Consider the following 18,880-nt stretch of genomic DNA (forward strand, 5'->3'; position numbering starts at 1 on the left):
GCAACCGGCCTGTGATATAAGCGGAGGGTGGATTCCATGGGGTGGATCCAGGACAGCTGGAACGGAATCACGCACGCTGGGTCCAGCACCTGGATCGCGTGGGCGGCGTGGGCGGCGATCGCGCTCGCCGTCGTGACCCTGATCTTCACCAACCGCCAGATCACCCGCAATCGCCGGCTGGCCGCCGAACAGACGCGGCCGCAGGTCGCGATGTTCATGGAACCGCATCCCGCGGACTGGCACGTGATCGAACTGGTGGTCAGGAACTTCGGCCAGACCGCGGCGTACGACATCACGTTCTCGTTCATGAATCCGCCGACGGTGGCCGAATACGAGAACGCCACCGACGGCTACGCCGACGTCGCCGAACTGCGCCTGCCCCGCGAGTTGCCGGTGCTGGCTCCCGGCCAGGAATGGCGCATGGTGTGGGACTCGGCGCTCGACCGCGCCGAGATCGGCAGCGGCATCGAGTCCCGCTTCACCGGCACCATCCGCTACTACGACCGGCCGGAGCACGCGCACGGGCGCCGGTTCTGGGAACGCGAACGCGTGCCGCTGGAAACCCAGGTGGTGCTGGACTGGGACTCGTTGCCGCCGGTGCAGCGCATCGAGTTGATGACCACCCATGACCTGGCGAAGCGGGAGAAGCAGAAGCTGGAGCTGCTGCGCGGGCTGCTGACCTACTTCCACTACGCGAGTAAGGAAACCCGCCCCGAGGTGTTCCGCAGCGAGATCGAACGGATCAACGCCGCCGTGCGGGAGACGCAGGACAGGTGGCGCACCCGCCAGCTCGACGAGCCCACCGACGTCAGCCTGCGCTGGGGTGAGACCGAGGACGAGCTGGGCAAACACCACAGTGCGCCCGCGGGGCGGCAAGGAGCCAGCAACCCATGAGCGGCCCGGTCCACTACACCCTCAAGGATTCCGTCGCCGTCATCAGGATGGACGACGGCAAGGTCAACGCCCTGGGCCCGACAATGCAGCAGGCCCTGGGCGAGGCGATCGACCGGGCCGACGCCGACAACGCCGGGGCGTTGGTGATCACCGGCAACGAGCGGGTGTTCAGCGGCGGGTTCGACCTGAAGGTCCTCACCTCCGGCGAGGCGCAGCCGGCGATCGACATGCTGCGGGGCGGCTTCGAGCTGGCGTACCGGCTGTTGTCCCACCCCAAGCCGGTCGTGATGGCCTGCACCGGCCACGCCATCGCCATGGGGGCGTTCCTGCTGTCGTCCGGCGACCACCGGGTGGCCGCGCACGCCTACAACATTCAGGCCAACGAGGTGGCGATCGGCATGGTCATCCCCTACGCGGCCCTGGAGATCATGAAACTGCGCCTGACGCAGTCGGCCTACCAGCAGGCCGCCGGGCTGGCCAAGACGTTCTTCGGCGAGACGGCGCTGGCCGCGGGCTTCGTCGACGAGATCGTGCTGCCGGAGATGGTGGTCAGCCGCGCCGAGGAGGCCGCGCGCGAATTCGCCGGCCTGCACCAACACGCCCACGCCGCAACCAAATTGCGCGCGCGGGCGGATGCCCTGAAGGCCATCCGGGCCGGGATCGACGGCATCGAGGCCGAGTTCGGGCTGTAGCCCGCCCGACCCGCGCTGGTCAGCACGTTTTCGACACCGACGCCCGGGTACGCCGGCCGGCGCGCGCAGGCCGCCAAGGATGCCGAATTGCTGAGCCTGGCGTCGCGCTGCCATCCCGAGACGTTGCGCCAGATGCGCTGGGCCAACGCGATGCTCAAAGAGTTGTCACCGCAGGTATTGATGAACTGAACGGCGAACGCGGTGGCCGCTGCCCGCCGCCACCGCGTTCTCTCGCCTCCTCGCGGCCAGTGTGGCACGTGCGGGACATGCCGTCACTTCACTGCCTGACGATGCGGCGGAACCGGTCCAGATACGCCGGCCAGTCCCACGTGGACAAGAAATCCTGCGTCGCCGCATACCCCCTGTCGCAGAGCTGTTCGAGGCGGCCCCGGGAAATGCCGAAGTCGAGCACGCTCACGTCGGTGGAGGCGACCCCGATGGTGCGGCACTTGACCCACGGCAGACTCAGCTGTGCCTGGTCGTGGCCGACCATCATGGTGGTGAAAAGGCTTTGCAGCAGGGCGGATTGTTTGAGGAAACGCAACGGGCGCAGGGCGGGGAACACCTGGTCTATGCCCTCGGCGAGCTTGGGCATCACCGTGACGCCGAACGTGGGCCAGCGCGGCGGTTTGCCGTCGGTGCGGTCCAGCGAGTCGATCGGGAAATTCGACAGGACGCCTCCGTCGACCAGGCAGGAGCTGAGCCCCATGGTGTTGGTCAGCGCGACCGGCGGGTAGAAGAACGGAATCGCCATCGAGGCACGGACCGCGTCGGCGACGGGCTGCTCGTCGGGATCGAGCCCGTAGAGGCGCCGATAGTCCCAGGGCAGTCGCACCAGCTGCGCCGCGGTGACGTCGGCGACGGTGACCGCGACCTGATAGCGCCGTTCCGGTGGGAGGTCGTCGTCGTCGATGGCCAGATCGCCGAACGTGACCACGCCCAGGTTTTTCAGCTCGCTACGGATCCAGTCGTGGGCGAAGTCGCCGCGGTACATGGCCGTGTCGCGCACCAGCCCCCATGCGGAGCCGACGACGGGCAGAGGCCCCGCGCCGCGCCATTTGCGCAACGGCACCGACAGCGCGAGCTCCCTGAGCTCACCACTGGTCAGTTGATCGCCCTTGGACGCGGCCGCCGAGATCACCGCGACCACCGAACCCGCCGAGACCCCCGACACCCGATAGGCCGAGTAGCCGGCATCCATGAGCCCGGCGACTGCGCCGACCAGGCCGATGAACTTCACGCCCCCGCCAGAGAGGACCAGGTCTACCGGCTTCTTCTCGGCCGCCATCTCAATCGTCCGCCGAAACCCATTGGTAGGGAAGGAATTTGCCGTCCAGGGTCACCACGACCCGATCGCCCGAGGGGTGCGGCTTCTTCTGTAGGTCGACACTGAAGTTGATCGCGCTCATGATGCCGTCGCCGAACTGTTCGTGGATCAGCTCCTTGATGGCGCCGCCGTAGACCTGCAGGGCCTCGTAGAAGCGATAGATGGTGGGATCGGTCGGCACGGCGGTGGGCAGCCCGCCGCGCATGGGCGGCGCCGCGAGCACGGGCACCACCGATTCGCTCAGACCCAGCCTCTCGACGAGGATCCGTGCCGACTCAGCGGGAATGGGATGCTGGCCGAGCAGCGCGGCGGTGGTCCACAGCACCGGCCTGTCGATGGCGTCGGCCAGCTCCTGCCACGTCAGGCCAAGCCGCAGTCGAGCCAGGACGATCTGCTCGGTGATCTCGTGTCTGTTCATCGCCCAAGCATGCCCGGCGGCCCTCACGCCGGCTTACGGCCGCCTGCCTCACCACCGGCCGTGGTGGACGACCTCGGCGAAGGGGCGCCGATTCGGCGTGCGGATCGGGGTGAGCGGACGGTCGGCGGGATAACCGACCCCCAGCAGGAACGCCACCAGCCGGTCCTCGGGGACGCCGAGGATGGCGCGCGCCTTCTGCTGGTCCCCCACCGATGAATGCCCGGTCCCGATTCCGAGGTCGGTGGCGGCGATCATCATCGCCATCGTGGCCTGCCCGACGTCGTAGTTGTCGGTGACCAGCCTGCGCTCGTCCGGCGGCACGGGCACGACGATCGCGATCGCCGCGGCCGCGGCGGCGATGTGCCCGGCGCCCTGCCAGACGGTCGACAGCTCCTGCAGCTGCGCCCGGTCGGTGACGATCACGAAATCCCACGGCTGCCGGTTCTTCGCCGAGGGCGCGCGCCACCCGGCCTCGGCGATGCGGTTCAGGTCGTCTTCGGAAACCGGGTCCGGCTTGTACTGCCGGACATTGCGCCTGGCCCGGATCGCGTCCCAAGCCTCCATGGATGACCTCCTCATTCTCCAGCCGACCCCAGGTAAACGGGGGTAACGTCGTCCGAATTCCCCGCATACGCGCGCAGAAGTTTGATTCCGGCCATTACGGGAAGCCACGGTGAACCAGCTGTGCCGCCCACTCGTGATCCAGCTGAATGGCCCCGGATGAGGAAGGCGCGTAGCCGGCATGACAGAGAACCTGACGCCGCACTTCGAGGACGTCCAGGCCCACTACGACCTGTCCGACGACTTCTTCCGGCTGTTCCTCGACCCCACCATGACCTACAGCTGCGCGTACTTCGACCGCATGCGCGACATCCCGCTCGAAGAGGCGCAGCTCCGCAAGATGGACCTGGCGCTCGGAAAGCTGGGCCTGCGGCCCGGGATGACGCTGTTGGACGTCGGCTGCGGCTGGGGCGGAACCATGCGCCGCGCGCTCGAGAAGTACGACGTAGACGTCATCGGTTTGACACTGTCCAAGCACCAGTGCGCGCACGTGCAGAAGATGTTCGACGCGATGACCACCCCGCACAGCAGGCGGGTGCTGCTGCACGGCTGGGAAGAATTCGACGAGCCCGTGGACCGGATCGTCTCCATCGGCGCCTTCGAGCACTTCGGCTACGACCGCTACGACGACTTCTTCCAGAAGGCTTTCCGCATCCTGCCCGACGACGGGGTGATGCTGCTGCACACCATCACCATGCTGACCCCGGAACAGATCGTCGCACGCGGCCTGCCGATGACCGAGGAGCAGACCAGCTTCAACGACTTCATCGCCCGCGAAATCTTCCCGGGCGGCCAGTTGCCGCCGATCGAGATGGTGGAGTTCCACGCGTCGAAGATGGGTTTCAACCTGGCCCGCAGGCAGTCGCTACAGCTGCACTACGCCCGCACGCTCGACCTGTGGGCCGCCGCGCTCGAGGCGCACCACAGCGAGGCCGTCGCGATCCAGTCCGAAGAGGTCTACCAGCGATACATGAGGTATCTGACCGGTTGCGCCCAGGCGTTCCGGGACGGCTACATCGACATCAACCAGTTCACGCTGGCCAAATAGGCGCGGCTCTCACCGGCCGGTCGGCTCGACAAGGCGGCGAAGGTTCTTCAGGCTCTCGTCGAGCGAGCGGCCGACCCAGAAGGCCGCCACCCGGTCCGCGATCAGGCCCAGCAGGCCGCCCTCCGAGCTGTAGGCGAGCCGAAACGTCACGCGGGTCCGGCCGGGGCCGGCGTCGCGCAGGCGGAACCGGCCACGCTGCGTCACGCCGGTGATGTTGATCCACGCCAGGTCCCGCGCCGCATCGAACTCCACGACTTCGGCGACGCCACCCACCGGGATCGAGCCGATCTTCCACAGCACGGTGTAGCGGGCGCCCACCCGGGCCGGGCCCTCGGTCAGCGTCTCCCAGCGCTCCAGGTGCGGGAGGAACGACGGGTAGCGATCCGGGTCGCTGAGCACCTTCCACACGGTGTCGCGGTCCGCGTCGACGACGATCCGGCGTTCGACGCGCATCAGCCGATCACCGGGAATCGGCGCTGCGCGGCAAGCCGATCCACGCCGGCCTGCAGGCTGGCGATCACCTCGTCGTACACCGCCTGGTCGTCGTCGCCCACCGTGATCGGCTCCTGCACCTCGATGACGATCTTGGCGGGCAGCGGAATGTGCCCCAACAGGTCGCTGACGTCGAGCCCCCAGGGCAGGGCCAGCGAGATGGGCACGCTCTTGAGCCGGATCACCTTGTCGAGCAGCAACAGTTTGGCCAGCCACTGCGCGCGACCCAGGAACAACGCGGTCTCCTGGCCGCCGACGCTGGCCACCGGAACGATCGGTACGCCCGTCTCGCGCGCGAGCCGCACGAAGCCCTTGCGGCCACCGAAGTCGACGACGTGCCGCTGCCATGACGGGCGGAAGACCTCGTAGTCGCCGCCCGGGTACACCAGTACCGCGGCGCCGGATTCCAAAGCGAGGCGGGCGTTTTCGGGGCTGGCCGCGACCGTGCCGAACTTGCGCAGCCAGCGCAGCGGCGGATAGAGGGTGACCAGGTTGTGCGCGAGCTGATAGAACGGGCGCTCCACACCGAAGTACGAGCAGAACGCCAGGGTGAAGACGAACGTGTCGGGCGGGACGTTGCCGCCGCTGTGGTTGCCGACCAGCAGCACCGGCCCGTGCGGTGGGATGCGGTCGAGGCCGCGGACGTCGGCCCGGAAATAGAGCGAGGCCACCAGCCAGGTGGCGGGCAGCTGGTCCCGGATGAAGTCGGGGTCGCGCTGATCCAGGTCCGCCTTGGGCACCCGGTCGGCGATCTGCCTACTGGCCCACCCGATGGCATCCGCGACTGTCGCCATGGTGTCAGCCTGGCACAGCGGAGCCCGCCGGTGGAGGGACTTTCGTCGCCCGATGTCGGTGCGGGGGTCTATCGTTGCACCGCAATGGCGCTTCATCTCCACCGTGCCGAACGCACCGATGTCCTTGCCGACGCCCTCGGGGCCCTGCTGGCCAATCCGCAAGCCGATCCGTTCGCCGGGGAGCTGGTGCTGGTTCCCGCGCGCGGCGTGGAGCGCTGGCTCAGCCAACGGCTGTCGCACGTGCTCGGCCGGTCCCGGGGCGGCCCGGGCGGCGACGGGGTGTGCGCGGGGGTGGCGTTCCGCAGTCCCGGATCGCTGATCGCCGAGATCATCGGCGCCGCCGACGCCGATCCCTGGTCGCCGGACGCCATCACCTGGCCGCTGCTGGAGGTGATCGACTGCTCCCTGGACGAGCCGTGGTGCGCAACGCTGGCAACGCATTTGGGCCACTTCGACACCGGGCCCGAGGCGGAACTGCGCCGCGCCAGGCGGTATTCGGTGGCGCGCAGGCTGGCCGGGTTGTTCGCCTCGTACGCGAGCCAGCGTCCGCAATTGCTGGCCGCCTGGCTGGACGGCGACCCGGGCGACCTCGACACCGACCTGGCCTGGCAGCCGCAACTGTGGCGGGCGGTGGCGGCGATCATCCCGGCCGATCCGCCGCACGTCCGCCATCGGGACACGATCGCCCGGCTGCGGGAAGGCCCGACCGACCTGCCCACGCGGTTGTCGCTGTTCGGCCACACCCGGTTGTCGCGGACCGATGTGGAACTCCTCGAGGCGGTGTCGGCCCACCACGACCTGCACCTGTGGCTGCCGCACCCCAGCGACCAGCTGTGGCAGGGGTTGAGCGGTGTCCATGGCGTGGTGCGGCGACGCGACGACGACAGCAGGCGCGCGGCGCAGCACCCGCTGCTTCAGACCCTCGGCCGCGACCTGCGCGAGCTGCAACGCGCGCTGCCGATCCGCCGAGCAACCGATGAGTTCATCTGCGGCGCAACACGATCCGATACCCTGCTGGGCTGGCTGCAGTCCGACATCGCCGCCAATGCGGTCCGGCGGACGGGCCGCGCCCCGTCGCCAGACGACCGCTCGGTGCAGGTGCACAGCTGCCACGGCGCGGCACGGCAGGTCGGCGTGCTGCGCGAGGTGCTGCTCGGGTTGCTCGAGGACGACCCGACGCTGGAGCCCCGCGACATCGTCGTGATGTGCCCCGATATCGAGACCTACGCCCCGTTGATCGTCGCCGGCTTCGGGCTGGGGGACCTGCCCGGAGAAGGCCACCCCGCGCACCGGCTGCGGATGCGCCTGGCCGACCGGTCCCCCACCCAGACCAATCCGCTCCTCGCGGTGGCCGGGCAACTGCTGGGCATCGCCGGTGGCCGCACCACCGCCACCGAGGTGCTCAACCTGGCGCAGGCCCCGCCGGTGCGCGCTCGCTTCGGTTTCACCGACGACAACCTCGACTCGATGACGGCGTGGGTGCGGGAATCGGGCATCCGGTGGGGCTTCGACAAGGAACAGCGGGCGCCCTACGGACTGGACCACATCCTGCACAACACCTGGCGTTTCGGGCTCGACCGCATCCTCACCGGCGTCGCGATGTCCGACGACTCGCAGGCCTGGCTGAGCACCGCGCTACCGCTCGACGACGTGGGCAGCAACAAGGTCGAATTGGCCGGAAGATTGGCCGAATACGTCGCCCGGCTGCAGGGTGTGGTCGATTCGCTGACCGGAACCCGGCCGCTGACCGAGTGGATCGACGCGCTCACCGGCGGAGTCGCCGCACTCACCCGGGTGGCTGCCGGCGACGCGTGGCAGCACGGGCAGCTGCGCCACGAGTTCGCAAAGGTCTTGGAACAGGCCGGCTCCCGCGAGTCGACCATGATGCGCCTGCCCGACGTGCGCGCGCTGCTGGCCGGTCGCCTGGCCGGGCGGCCGACCCGCGCGAACTTCCGCACCGGCACGTTGACCGTCTGCACCATGGTGCCCATGCGGTCCGTTCCCCATCGGGTGGTGTGCCTGGTCGGCCTCGACGACGGCGTCTTCCCCCGGTTCGACCGGCCCGACGGCGACGACGCGCTGGCCCGGACGCCGATGACCGGTGAACGCGACATCCGTTCGGAGGACCGGCAGTTGCTGCTGGACGCCGTGTGCGCGGCCACCGAAACGCTGGTGATCACGTACACCGGCAACGACGAGCACACCGGCCACCCGCGCCCGCCGGCCGTGCCGCTGTCCGAACTGCTCGACGCGCTGGACCAGACGACAACCCAACGCGTGCGCGACCGCGTGGTGGTGCACCATCCGTTGCAGCCCTTCGACATTCGCAACGTGACCCCCGGCGAGCTGGTCCCGGACCAGCCGTTCACCTTCGACCCCACCGCACTGGTGGCCGCCGAGGCCGCCGCCGGCGACCGGCATGCCGGCCGCCCGTTCTTCGCCGAGCCGCTTCCCGCGCCCCCGCGCGACGACGTCGCCCTGGCCGATCTGCTCACCTTCTTCCGGGACCCGGTGAAGGGTTTCTTCCGTGCGCTGGACTACGCGCTGCCCTGGGAAGTCGAGGACCTCGACGACGAGATGCCGGTCCAGATCGACGATTTGGCCCAGTGGAGCGTCGGCGATCGCATGCTGCGCGACATGCTGCGCGGCATGCATCCGGACACCGCCGCCAACGCCGAGTGGCGGCGGGGCACCCTGCCGCCCGGCCGCCTCGGGATGCGCAAAGCCGTCGAGATCCGCGACCAGGCCGCCGACCTGGCGCGCACGGCGTTACGGCACCGTCAGGTTGACGCCGACGCGTACGACGTCGACGTGGACCTCGGCGGCGGTCGCCGGCTCACCGGCACCGTGACACCCGTCTTCGGCGAGCGCACGGTGTCGGTCACGTACTCCAGGCTGGGTGGCAAACACCTGATGGAGTCGTGGATTCCACTGCTGGCCTTGAGCACCGCCATGCCGGGCCGCGGCTGGTCGGCCCTGTGCATCGGCCGCGCCCGAACCGATCACCGCATCGAACAGCGGCTGCTGGGACCGCCGGCGGATCCCCGTGCGACGCTCCGCGACCTGGTGCACCTCTACGACGCGGGCCGCCGAGAGCCGCTGCCGCTGCCGGTGCGGACGTCGTTCGCCTGGGCCGACGCCCGCCACGGCGGCAGGGACCCGGCGCGGGCGGCCGGCTGGCGGTGGCAGTCACAGAACAACTTTCACGGCGAGAACGCCGAGCCCGCGCACGAAAAGGTCTGGGGCAAACGGGCGCCGCTCAGCGTCTTGCTCGGCGCGCCGCATCTCGGCGAGGAGGTCGACGGGGAGGATTCCCGTCTGGGCGCGTTGGCGGTGCGGTTGTGGTTGCCGCTGCTGCGCTCGGAGGTGCGTTGATGGAACGGTTCGACCTGCTCGGCCCCCTGCCCGGGCCCGGGTGCACGACCGTCCTCGAGGCCAGCGCCGGCACCGGAAAGACGTTCGCGCTGGCCGGGCTGGTCACCCGCTACCTCGCCGACGGCGTGGCCACCCTCGACGAGATGCTGCTGATCACGTTCAGTCGCGCCGCCAGCCGCGAACTGCGCGAGCGCGTCCGCGCACAAATCTCGCAAACCGTTGCCGCGCTGTGCAATCCGGCGTCCGATGCCCTCAACGAGTTGGTGGCCCACCTGATGCGGGGCACCGCCGCCGACCGCGACCAGCGCTGCGGCAGGCTCAGGGACGCGCTGGCGGGATTCGACGCCGCCACCATCGCCACCACCCACGAGTTCTGCAGCATGGTGCTGAAATCCCTTGGCGTCGCCGGCGACACCGACGCCGGCGTGACGCTGGTCGAGAGCCTCGAGGATCTCCTGACCCAGATCGTCGACGACCTCTACCTCGCGCGGTTCGCATCCGAGCGCGACGACGCGGCGCTCAGCCACGCCGACGCGCTGGCCCTGGCCCGCGCGGTGGTCCGCGACCCGTGCGCCGAGCTGCGGCCGCAACGGCCGGACGCGGGTTCGGTTGCGGAGGTGCGGCTTCGGTTCGCCAACGATGTGCTCGCCGAGCTGGAGCTGCGCAAGCACCGGCTCGGCATCCTGGGCTACGACGACCTGCTGCGCAGGCTCGCCACCGCGCTGCGCGCGCAGGATTCCGACGCCGCCAACCGGATGCGGGCCCGGTGGCCGATCGTCATGGTCGACGAGTTCCAGGACACCGACCCCATCCAATGGGAGGTCATCGGGCGCGCGTTCGGCGGCCACTCCACCGTGGTGCTGATCGGCGATCCCAAGCAGGCCATCTACGGCTTCCGCGGCGGCGACATCTACACCTACCTCGAGGCCGCCCGCACCGCCGGCGAGCGGTGCACGCTGGACGTCAACTGGCGCAGCGACACCGCGCTGGTCGAACGTCTGCAGACCGTGCTGCGCGGCGCGGCGCTGGGTGATCCGGGCATCGTCGTGGGCAAGGTCGAGACCCGCCTCGCCGGGCACCGGCTGGCCGGCGCGCCGCGCAATGCGCCGTTTCGACTGCGCCTGGTCAACCGCTCCCTGTTCGGTGTCGATCAGGCGAAAACCATTCCCATGTCCGAGCTTCGCCGCTACATCACCGCCGACCTGGCCGCCGACGTCGGCGCCCTGCGAGCGGGCGGCGCCACGTTCGACGGTGCCCCGGTCGAGCCCGGTCATGTGGCGGTGATAGTCGAGACCGGTGAGGATGCCCGGGCGTGCCAGAGCGCCCTGATCCAGGCCGGGATTCCCGCCGTCTACACCGGCGACGCCGATGTGTTCCTGTCCCTGGCCGCCGAGGACTGGCTGTGCCTGCTCAACGCGTTCGATCAGACCCACCGCAGCGGGATGGTGCGGGCCGCCGCGGCGACGGTGTTCTTCGGCAAGGCGGCCGGCGCGTTGGCCGCCGGGGGCGACATGCTCACCGACGAGGTGGCCGCCACGCTGCGGGACTGGTCGGCCCAGCTGCGCGAGCGCGGACCGGCGGCGGTGTTCGAGGCGGCGCAGTTGGCCGGGATGGGCCGGCGCGTGCTCGCGGAACAGGGCGGCGAGCGCACCATGACCGACCTCGCTCACATCGCCCAACTGCTGCACGACGTTTCGCACCGGGAGCGGTTGGCCCTGCCCGCGCTGCGCGATTGGCTGCGCCGGCAATGCGGCGAGCGAGACGGTGCACCCGAACGCAATCGTCGCCTCGACAGCGACTCCGCCGCGGTACAGGTCATGACGGTGTGGGGGGCCAAGGGCCTGCAGTTCCCGATCGTCTACCTGCCGTTCGCGTTCAACCGGCACGTCTTCATCGACGACATCCCGATGTTTCACGACGACGCCGGTGTCCGCTGCCTGCACATCGGCGGCCCCGAGAGCCCGGACCTCGCCGAGACCGAGCGGTTCAGCCGGGCCGAGGCGGCGCGCAACGACATCCGGCTGACCTATGTCGCGTTGACCCGGGCGCAGTCCCAGGTGGTGGCGTGGTGGGCGCCGTCCTGGGACGAACCCAACGGCGGTCTGTCACGGCTGATGCGAGGCCGGCGCCTCGGCGAGGCCGACGTACCGGACCGGTGCGATCCGAAGACGATCACCGACGAGGAAGCTCGGGCCCGCTTCGACGCGTGGCAGGCCGCGGGCGGCCCGGTGATCGAGGAGGCCGCCGTCGCCGGGGTGCCCGCGCTTGCCGGAGCGGCGCCGCCGAACACCTTGGCAGTGCGGCACTTTCATCGCGTCATCGACACCGGCTGGCGGCGCACGTCGTACTCGGCGTTGATCCGCGACGTCGATGAGCCCGCGCTTGCCAGTGAACCGGAGGCCGGCGCCCGCGACGACGAGGTGGAGGTGACCCCGGCGGCGGTCCCGCCGGCCGCCGGCGCGGACGTGCCGTCCCCGATGGCCGATCTGCCGGCGGGTGCGACGTTCGGGTCGTTGGTGCACGCGGTGCTGGAGAGCGCCGACCCGCTCGCCGGCGACCTGACGGCCGAGCTGGAGGCGCGGATCCGAACGCATTCGGCATGGTGGCCCGTCGACGTCGATCCCGCCGTGTTGGCCTCGGCGCTGGTGCCGCTGCACGACACGGCGCTGGGGCCGTTGGCTCCCGGCGTCACCTTGCGGCAGGTCGCCCTCCCGGATCGGCTGCGCGAGTTGGCGTTCGAGATCCCGCTGGCCGGCGGGGACCTCCGCGGTGAGGTGCCCGACATCCGGCTCTCCGACGTCGGCGGACTGCTGGGCCGGCACCTCTCCCCCGACGATCCCCTGGCCGGTTACGCCGACCGGCTGAGGTCGGACGGGCTGGGCCGCCAGCCGCTGCGGGGTTACCTGTCCGGTTCGATCGACGCGGTGCTGCGCCTGCCCGGGCAGCGCTACCTCGTAGTGGATTACAAGACCAACCTGCTGGGTGGCACCGCGGCCGACTACAGTTTCCCCGCGCTGACCGAGGCGATGTTGCACTCGGACTATCCGCTGCAGGCGCTGCTGTATCTGGTTGTGCTCCATCGTTTCCTGCGATGGCGCCAGCCCGGTTACGATCCAGGGCGGCACCTGGGCGGGGTGCTGTACCTGTTCGTGCGCGGCATGTGCGGCGCCGCCACACCAGCGCCGGACGGCCGGCCCTGCGGCGTGTTCGGCTGGTCGCCTCCGGCCGAGCTGGCGGTCGCGCTGTCCGATCTGCTCGACGAGGGGCCACGCGCCGCATGAGCACCGTCGAGGAAATCCCCCAGGATCGATATGACCACCGATTCGCGCTCGCCGCCGCCGGCCTGCTCGGCGAATTCAACCGGGCCGGCGTGCTGGACGCCGCGGATGTGCATGCGGCGCAACGGATCACCACGCTCGCCGACGAGCCGGACGAATCGGTGGCGTTGGCGCTCGCGCTGGTGGTTCGTGCGCTGCGGGGCGGGGCGGTGTGCGTCGACCTGGCGAGCGTCGCCGCCGACGCCGACGCGCCGGAATTGCCGTGGCCGGAGCCGGGGGCGTGGCTGGCGTCGGTGCGTTCGAGCCGCCTGATCGCCGACCCCCCGGTGCTTCGGCTCTACCAGGATCGCCTGCTCTACCTCGACCGGTATTGGCGCGAAGAGACACAGGTCTGCATCGACCTGCTGGCGCTGTCGGCGCCCATGGCTTCCGTCGAAGCGCGCGCCCTCGACCGCCTCTTTCCGGCCGGCTACGAGGAACAGCGCGCGGCGGCCCAGATCGTGCTGTCCCAAGCGGTTACGGTGCTCACCGGTGGTCCGGGGACCGGGAAGACGACGACCGTCGCCCGCCTTCTCGCGCTGTTGACCGAACACGCGGACCGGTCGGGCGGGGCGGGGCTGCGGATCGCGATGGCCGCGCCCACCGGCAAGGCGGCCGCGCGGCTGACCGAAGCGGTGGCGGCAGAGGTCGCCAGGCTCGAGCCCGCCGACCGCGAGCGCCTAGGCGGGCTGGAGGCGGTGACATTGCACCGCCTGCTCGGTAGCCGGCCCGACACGTCGGTACGGTTTCGTCACCACCGGGCCAACCGGTTGCCCCACGACGTGATCGTCGTCGACGAGACGTCGATGGTGTCGCTGACGATGATGGCGAGGCTGCTCGAGGCGGTGCGCGCCGACGCGCGGCTGATCCTGGTCGGCGACCCCGACCAACTGGCCTCGGTGGAGGCCGGAGCGGTGCTGGCGGACCTCGTCGACGGCCTGTCCGCCCGCGCCGACAGCCGCGTCGCCGCCCTGCTTTCGTCGCACCGGTTCGGTGAGTCGATCGGTGCGCTGGCCGACGCGATCCGCGACGGTGACGCCGACCGGGCGATCGCGGTATTGCGGGCCGGCAGCGATCACATCGACTGGGTGGAAGACGAGGATCCGACGGATCGTCTGCGGGCGATCCTGGTGCCGCACGCGCTCCGCGTCCGGCAGGCCGCCGTGTTGGGTGCCGACGCCGCGGCGTTGCAGGCGCTCGACGGGCACCGGCTGCTGTGCGCGCACCGGCACGGACGGTCCGGGGTGGAGCACTGGAACCGCCAGGTCCATCGATGGCTCACCGAGGACAGCGGCCTGCCGGTGTGGTCCCAGTGGTACGCGGGCCGGCCGCTGCTGGTGACCGCCAACGACTACGGGCTGCGGGTGTACAACGGCGACACCGGCGTGGTCGTCGCCCGCCAGGCGGGCCTGCGGGCGGTGATCTCCGGTGCCGCGGGGCGGCTGGAGTTCGCGACCAGCCGGCTTTCCGACGTCGAGACGATGTATGCGATGACCATCCACAAGAGCCAAGGCAGCCAAGCCGATGAGGTCACCGTGCTGCTCCCGCCGGAAGACTCTCACCTGCTGACGCGTGAGCTGTTCTATACCGCGGTGACGCGCGCCAAAACCAAGGTGCGCGTGGCCGGTTCGGAGAGCGCGGTACGCGCCGCCATCGGTCGGCGCGCGGTGCGCGCGAGCGGCCTGCGAGAGCGCCTCAAATCCGGTGTGGGCCTCGGCTGACGCCGCGGCCATGCCGGTGCGGAAGAATCGTGGTCGAGATGACTGACGTCGACGAAGCACCACCGGCATCCCGCCGGCCGCACATCCTGCGGCTCGCGGTGTTCGCCGCTTTCCTGCTCGCCATGTTCTTCCTGGTGGCCGTGGCGCACATCGTCAACGTCGAGGACGTGCGGCGCACCGTCTCGGCGACCGGTTCCGCGGCGCCCGTGACCTACGTCGTGTTGTCGGCCGCGCTGGGCGCGGTGTTCGTGCCGGGCTCGATACTGGCCGCGGGCAGCGGGTTGTTGTTCGGCCCGGTGCTGGGCATCGTCGTGACGCTGGGCGCGACGGTCGGCACGGCGATCGTGGCCAGCCTCGTGGGCCGTCGGGCCGGGCGGAACAGCGCGCGGGCGCTGTTGGGACCGGCGCGCGCGGACCGCATCGACGCGTTGATCGAACGCCGCGGACTCTGGGCCGTTGTCGGCCAGCGGTTCGTCCCCGGCCTATCGGACGCGCTGGCCTCCTACGCGTTCGGTGCGTTCGGAGTCCCGTTGTGGCAGATGGCCGTTGGCTCCTTCATCGGTTCGGTGCCGCGAGCGTTCGCCTACACCGCGCTGGGGGCGTCGATCGCGAATCGGTCATCCTGGCTGGCCTATTCGGCGATCGCGGTGTGGTGCATGACCGCCGTCGTCGGCGCCGTCGCCGCGCGGCAGGGCTACCGGAAGTGGCGCGGGCACGGCCGTCGCGCGGCTTCGGACGCGGAGGACGGCTAGTTCGCCGGTCGCTGCGCGGCCACGAACAGGTTTCCCGGCACCAAGTCCTCGACCTCTTTGGGCGCCGCGCGGCCGTAGCCGGCCATCAGTTCGGGGGACGGGGTCACGGTCACATCCCAGCCGTGGCGACGAAACCAGTCGCCGACGTCCTCGCGCTCCTCGAAGTACCACAGCTCGTCGGTCCTGGGCACCTCCCGGTCGGGGGCCACGCGCGCCATCAGCGTGCGGACCCGGTCCATGCGCTCACGGCGCTTCGCCCGCAGCTCCGGGTCGAGGAACCGCGGCCCCAGCGCCTCCACGGCGACCCGGCTGCCGGGCGCGGTGAGCTGGTGCACGCGGTCGAAGAGCAACTCCTGGGCGGCGGCCGGCAGATACGGCATCAGCCCCTCCGCCGACCACACGCTGGGCTCCGATGGGTCAAAACCCGCCTGCCGCAACGCCGCCGGCCAATCGTGGCGCAGGTCCACGGGGACCGCGACGCGGTGGCATGCCGGCTGGGCCCCGTGTTCGGTCAGCGTCGACAACTTGAAGTCCAGCACCCGCGGCTGGTCCAGTTCGTAGACGCATCCGCCGTCCGGCCAGGGCAACCGCCACGCCCGCGCGTCCAGGCCCGCCGCCAAGATCACCGCCTGGCGGATCCCCGCGTCCGTCGCGGCGCGGAAGAAATCGTCGAAAAAGGCTGTCCGCGAGGCCATGTAGCCGACCATCGCCCGCATCTGCAGCGGCAACTCGGGTTCGGCCTCGACGAGTTCGGGCGGCAGCTGCGGCGCCGAGTGCCAGTTCCACACGCCGTCGCCGGCGGCATCGAGGAAGACCTGCGCGAACGGATCGCGGATCAAGGGATTCTCGCTGCGCGTCTCCGCCGCGCGCGCCGACGCCACACCCAGTGCGGTCGCCCCGACGCTCTCGGTGATCTCCCAGCTGTCGTTGTCGGTTCTGCCCACGCTCACGCCCTCCGATTCGCTAGCTCGCCTACCTAACCGACCCTACGCGCGGCGGGCGGGTGCGAGCTGTCGCGCACGGGACATCGGCGTTAAGTTGTCGGCGAGCCGGCGAGCGGGTCGAGCAGCGGCGCCGAACGGATCCGAAGGATCATTACCACATGCGAGTCGACGGGCGCGAGGTGAGCGTTTCCGGCAGCTTGCTGCAGCCACTGACCCGGCGCACCAACGACATCCTGCGGCTGGCCGCGAGCGCGACCTTCCTCGCGGTGGTGATCACGAGTTCGCTGATCACCCGGCCGCAGTGGGAGGCGCTGGAGAAGTCGATCTCGCAGATCGTCGGGGTGCTCTCCCCCCGCCAGGCCGATCTGGTGTACCTCGCCTACGGCGTGGCGATCCTGGCGCTGCCGTTCATGATCCTGATCGGCCTGATCGTCGGCCGGCAATGGAAACTGCTGGGCGCCTACGCGGCCGCCGCCCTACTGGCGGCGCTGCCGCTTTCGGTGGGCGGCAACGGGTTTTCGGCTCCCCGCTGGCACTTCGACCTCTCCGAACGCCTGCCGACCGTGTTGGGCCAGTTCCTCGACGACCCGCGCTGGATCGGCATGCTGGCGGCGGTGCTGACCGTCTCCGGGCCGTGGCTGCCCGCGCGCTGGCGGCATTGGTGGTGGGCGCTGCTGCTGGCCTTCGTGCCGATCCACCTCGTGGTCAGTGCCATCGTGCCCGCCCGCGCGCTGTTGGGGCTGGCGGTCGGCTGGCTGGTCGGCTCGCTGGTGGTTCTCGTGGTCGGCACCCCGGCGCTGGAGGTGCCCCTGGAGTCGGCCGTGCGCGCGATGGCCAGGCGCGGGTTCGTCGTCTCGCGGCTCACCGTGGTCCGGCCGGCGGGTCGGGGCCCGCTGGTCCTGTCGGCGGCGTGCGAACAGCCCGACCGCACGGCGGTCGTCGAGTTGTACGGCCCGCACCAACGCAGCGGCGGCACGCTGCGCCAGCTCTGGATCAAGCTGCGGCTGCGCGATACCGAGACCGGGCCCCTGGTGACCTCCATGCGACGCGCCGTCGAGCACCGCGCGCTGATGACGATCGCCATCGGTGAGGTCGGTCTGGCCAACACCTCGACGATCGCCGTCGCCACCCTCGACCGGGGCTGGATTCTGTATTCGCACAAGCCACCCCGCGGCCTGCCCCTGAGCCGGTGCGCGCAGTCGACGCCGGTGGACCGGGTGTGGCGGTCGCTGCGGATCCTCAACGACCAGCAGATCGCGCACGGGGACCTGCGCGGCAACGAGATCACCGTCGACGGCGACGCCGTGCTCTTCGGCGGCTTCCACAGCGCCGAATACGGCGCCACCGACGCCCAACTCCAATCCGACATCGCCCAGCTGCTGGTGACCACCTCGGCCCTGTACGACCCCAAGTCGGCGGTGGCCGCCGCGATCGACGCTTTCGACAGGGACACCGTGCTGACCGCGTCGCGCCGCCTGACGAAAGTGGCTGTGCCCCGGCCCATTCGGAGGTCGATCCAGGATGCGGGCACCGTCATCTCCGCCGCCCGCGCCGAAGTGAAGCGTCAGACCGGGGCCGACCAGATCAAAACCGAGACCATCACGCGGTTCACCCGCAGCCAGCTCATCCAGCTGGTGCTGTTCGGCGCGCTCGTCTACGTCGCGTATCCCTTCATCAGCACCGCGCCCACGTTCGTGTCGCAGCTGCGGACCGCGCACTGGTGGTGGGCACTGCTGGGTCTGGCGGTGTCGGCGCTGACCTACGTCGGGGCGGCCGCCGCTCTGTGGGCGTCCGCGGACGAGACGGTGAGCTTCTGGAAGCTGTCAATCGCGCAGGTGGCCAACACGTTTGCCGCCACGACGACGCCCGCCGGGGTGGGCGGGCTGGCGCTCAGCACCCGGTACCTGCAGAAGGGCGGCGGGCTGTCCGCCATGCGGGCCACCACGGCGGTGGCCCTGCAGCAATCCGTGCAAGTGATCATGCACCTGATGTTGCTGATCCTGTTCAGCACGGTTGCGGGCGCGTCGATGAACCTCTCGCACTTCGTCCCCACCGCGACGGTCCTGTACCTGATCGCGGGTGTGGCACTGGGGATTATCGGCACCTTCTTGTTCGTGCCGAAGCTGCGCCGCTGGCTGGCGACGGACGTGCGCCCCAAACTCAAGGAGGTGACGACCGACCTCGTCCAGGTGGCCCGAGAGCCACAGCGTTTGGGGCTGATCGTCCTCGGTTGTGCCGGAACGACTCTCGGAGCCGCACTGACGCTGTGGACCAGCGTCGAGGCGTTCGGCGGCGGCGCTTCGTTCGTCACCGTCACGGTGGTCACCATGGTCGGCGGAACGCTGGCCTCCGCCGCGCCGACTCCCGGGGGCGTCGGGGCCGTCGAGGCGGCGCTGATCGGTGGACTGGCCGCCTTCGGCGTGCCGCCGGCGGTCGGCCTACCGTCGGTCCTGTTGTACCGGGTGCTCACCTGCTGGCTGCCGGTGTTCGCCGGCTGGCCGGTGATGCGGTGGTTGACCCGGAACGAGATGATCTGACGTCCGGT

General features: G+C 70.3%; 14 protein-coding genes. 8 read left to right on the forward strand and 6 right to left on the reverse strand.

Features of this window, described 5'->3' with window-relative positions:
* Positions 1–36 precede the first annotated feature (36 nt).
* Both C1737_RS15055 and C1737_RS15060 read left to right on the forward strand, forming a co-directional pair.
* On the forward strand, positions 37–894 hold the full coding sequence (locus tag C1737_RS15055; protein WP_067919514.1) for a hypothetical protein: 858 nt from the start codon (positions 37–39) through the stop codon (positions 892–894).
* Entirely contained in the window at positions 891–1,586 is a 696-nt protein-coding gene (locus C1737_RS15060; RefSeq protein WP_067919516.1) for a crotonase/enoyl-CoA hydratase family protein, read from the forward strand. The genes C1737_RS15055 and C1737_RS15060 overlap by 4 nt, the downstream gene beginning before the upstream one ends.
* Before the next feature lie 277 nt (positions 1,587–1,863).
* Here C1737_RS15060 and C1737_RS15065 read toward each other — a convergent pair whose 3' ends face one another.
* Genes C1737_RS15065 through C1737_RS15075 form a run of 3 tightly spaced genes read right to left on the reverse strand, consistent with a single transcriptional unit; the run spans position 1,864 to position 3,895 of the window.
* On the reverse strand, positions 1,864–2,874 hold the full coding sequence (locus C1737_RS15065) for a patatin-like phospholipase family protein (protein WP_102418769.1): 1,011 nt from the start codon (positions 2,872–2,874) through the stop codon (positions 1,864–1,866).
* A 1-nt stretch (position 2,875) separates the two neighbouring features.
* On the reverse strand, positions 2,876–3,331 hold the full coding sequence (gene cynS, locus C1737_RS15070) for a cyanase (protein ID WP_067919528.1): 456 nt from the start codon (positions 3,329–3,331) through the stop codon (positions 2,876–2,878).
* 48 nt (positions 3,332–3,379) lie between these two features.
* Positions 3,380–3,895 carry a nitroreductase family protein gene (locus tag C1737_RS15075; RefSeq protein ID WP_067919531.1) on the reverse strand — a complete coding sequence of 172 codons (516 nt, stop codon included), beginning with the start codon at positions 3,893–3,895 and terminating at the stop codon, positions 3,380–3,382.
* A gap of 178 nt (positions 3,896–4,073) precedes the next feature.
* Between C1737_RS15075 and C1737_RS15080 the strand changes: the two genes are divergently transcribed.
* On the forward strand, positions 4,074–4,940 hold the full coding sequence (locus C1737_RS15080) for a cyclopropane mycolic acid synthase family methyltransferase (RefSeq protein ID WP_067919533.1): 867 nt from the start codon (positions 4,074–4,076) through the stop codon (positions 4,938–4,940).
* Positions 4,941–4,949: 9 nt separating this feature from the next.
* Here C1737_RS15080 and C1737_RS15085 read toward each other — a convergent pair whose 3' ends face one another.
* Positions 4,950–5,393, reverse strand: a complete 444-nt coding sequence (locus C1737_RS15085; RefSeq protein ID WP_067919535.1) for an SRPBCC family protein — start codon at positions 5,391–5,393, stop codon at positions 4,950–4,952.
* A complete protein-coding gene (locus C1737_RS15090) occupies positions 5,393–6,226 on the reverse strand; it encodes a lysophospholipid acyltransferase family protein (RefSeq protein WP_067919536.1) in 834 nt (277 codons plus the stop codon). The genes C1737_RS15085 and C1737_RS15090 overlap by 1 nt, the downstream gene beginning before the upstream one ends.
* An 84-nt stretch (positions 6,227–6,310) precedes the next feature.
* On the opposite strand from C1737_RS15090, the gene recC reads away from it, so the two are divergent.
* Genes recC through C1737_RS15110 form a run of 4 tightly spaced genes read left to right on the forward strand, consistent with a single transcriptional unit; the run spans position 6,311 to position 15,391 of the window.
* Entirely contained in the window at positions 6,311–9,601 is a 3,291-nt protein-coding gene (gene recC, locus C1737_RS15095) for an exodeoxyribonuclease V subunit gamma (RefSeq protein WP_102418770.1), read from the forward strand.
* Positions 9,601–12,882: a UvrD-helicase domain-containing protein gene (locus C1737_RS15100; protein ID WP_102418771.1), complete on the forward strand. Its 3,282-nt coding sequence runs from the start codon at positions 9,601–9,603 to the stop codon at positions 12,880–12,882. Before recC ends, C1737_RS15100 begins: the two co-directional genes overlap by 1 nt.
* Positions 12,879–14,639 carry an exodeoxyribonuclease V subunit alpha gene (gene recD / locus C1737_RS15105; RefSeq protein WP_199182846.1) on the forward strand — a complete coding sequence of 587 codons (1,761 nt, stop codon included), beginning with the start codon at positions 12,879–12,881 and terminating at the stop codon, positions 14,637–14,639. The genes C1737_RS15100 and recD overlap by 4 nt, the downstream gene beginning before the upstream one ends.
* A 38-nt stretch (positions 14,640–14,677) precedes the next feature.
* Complete coding sequence (locus C1737_RS15110) at positions 14,678–15,391, forward strand: TVP38/TMEM64 family protein (protein WP_068098559.1); 714 nt, start codon at positions 14,678–14,680, stop codon at positions 15,389–15,391.
* On the opposite strand, the gene C1737_RS15115 is transcribed toward C1737_RS15110, so the two are convergent.
* Entirely contained in the window at positions 15,388–16,335 is a 948-nt protein-coding gene (locus tag C1737_RS15115) for a class I SAM-dependent methyltransferase (RefSeq protein WP_102419964.1), read from the reverse strand. The genes C1737_RS15110 and C1737_RS15115 overlap by 4 nt on opposite strands.
* A gap of 158 nt (positions 16,336–16,493) precedes the next feature.
* On the opposite strand from C1737_RS15115, the gene C1737_RS15120 reads away from it, so the two are divergent.
* Positions 16,494–18,872, forward strand: a complete 2,379-nt coding sequence (locus C1737_RS15120) for a lysylphosphatidylglycerol synthase transmembrane domain-containing protein (protein ID WP_102418773.1) — start codon at positions 16,494–16,496, stop codon at positions 18,870–18,872.
* The last annotated feature ends 8 nt before the right edge of the window (positions 18,873–18,880 follow it).

It is taken from the genome of Mycobacterium sp. 4858, from assembly GCF_900240975.1.
Classification (GTDB): Bacteria; Actinomycetota; Actinomycetes; order Mycobacteriales; family Mycobacteriaceae; genus Mycobacterium.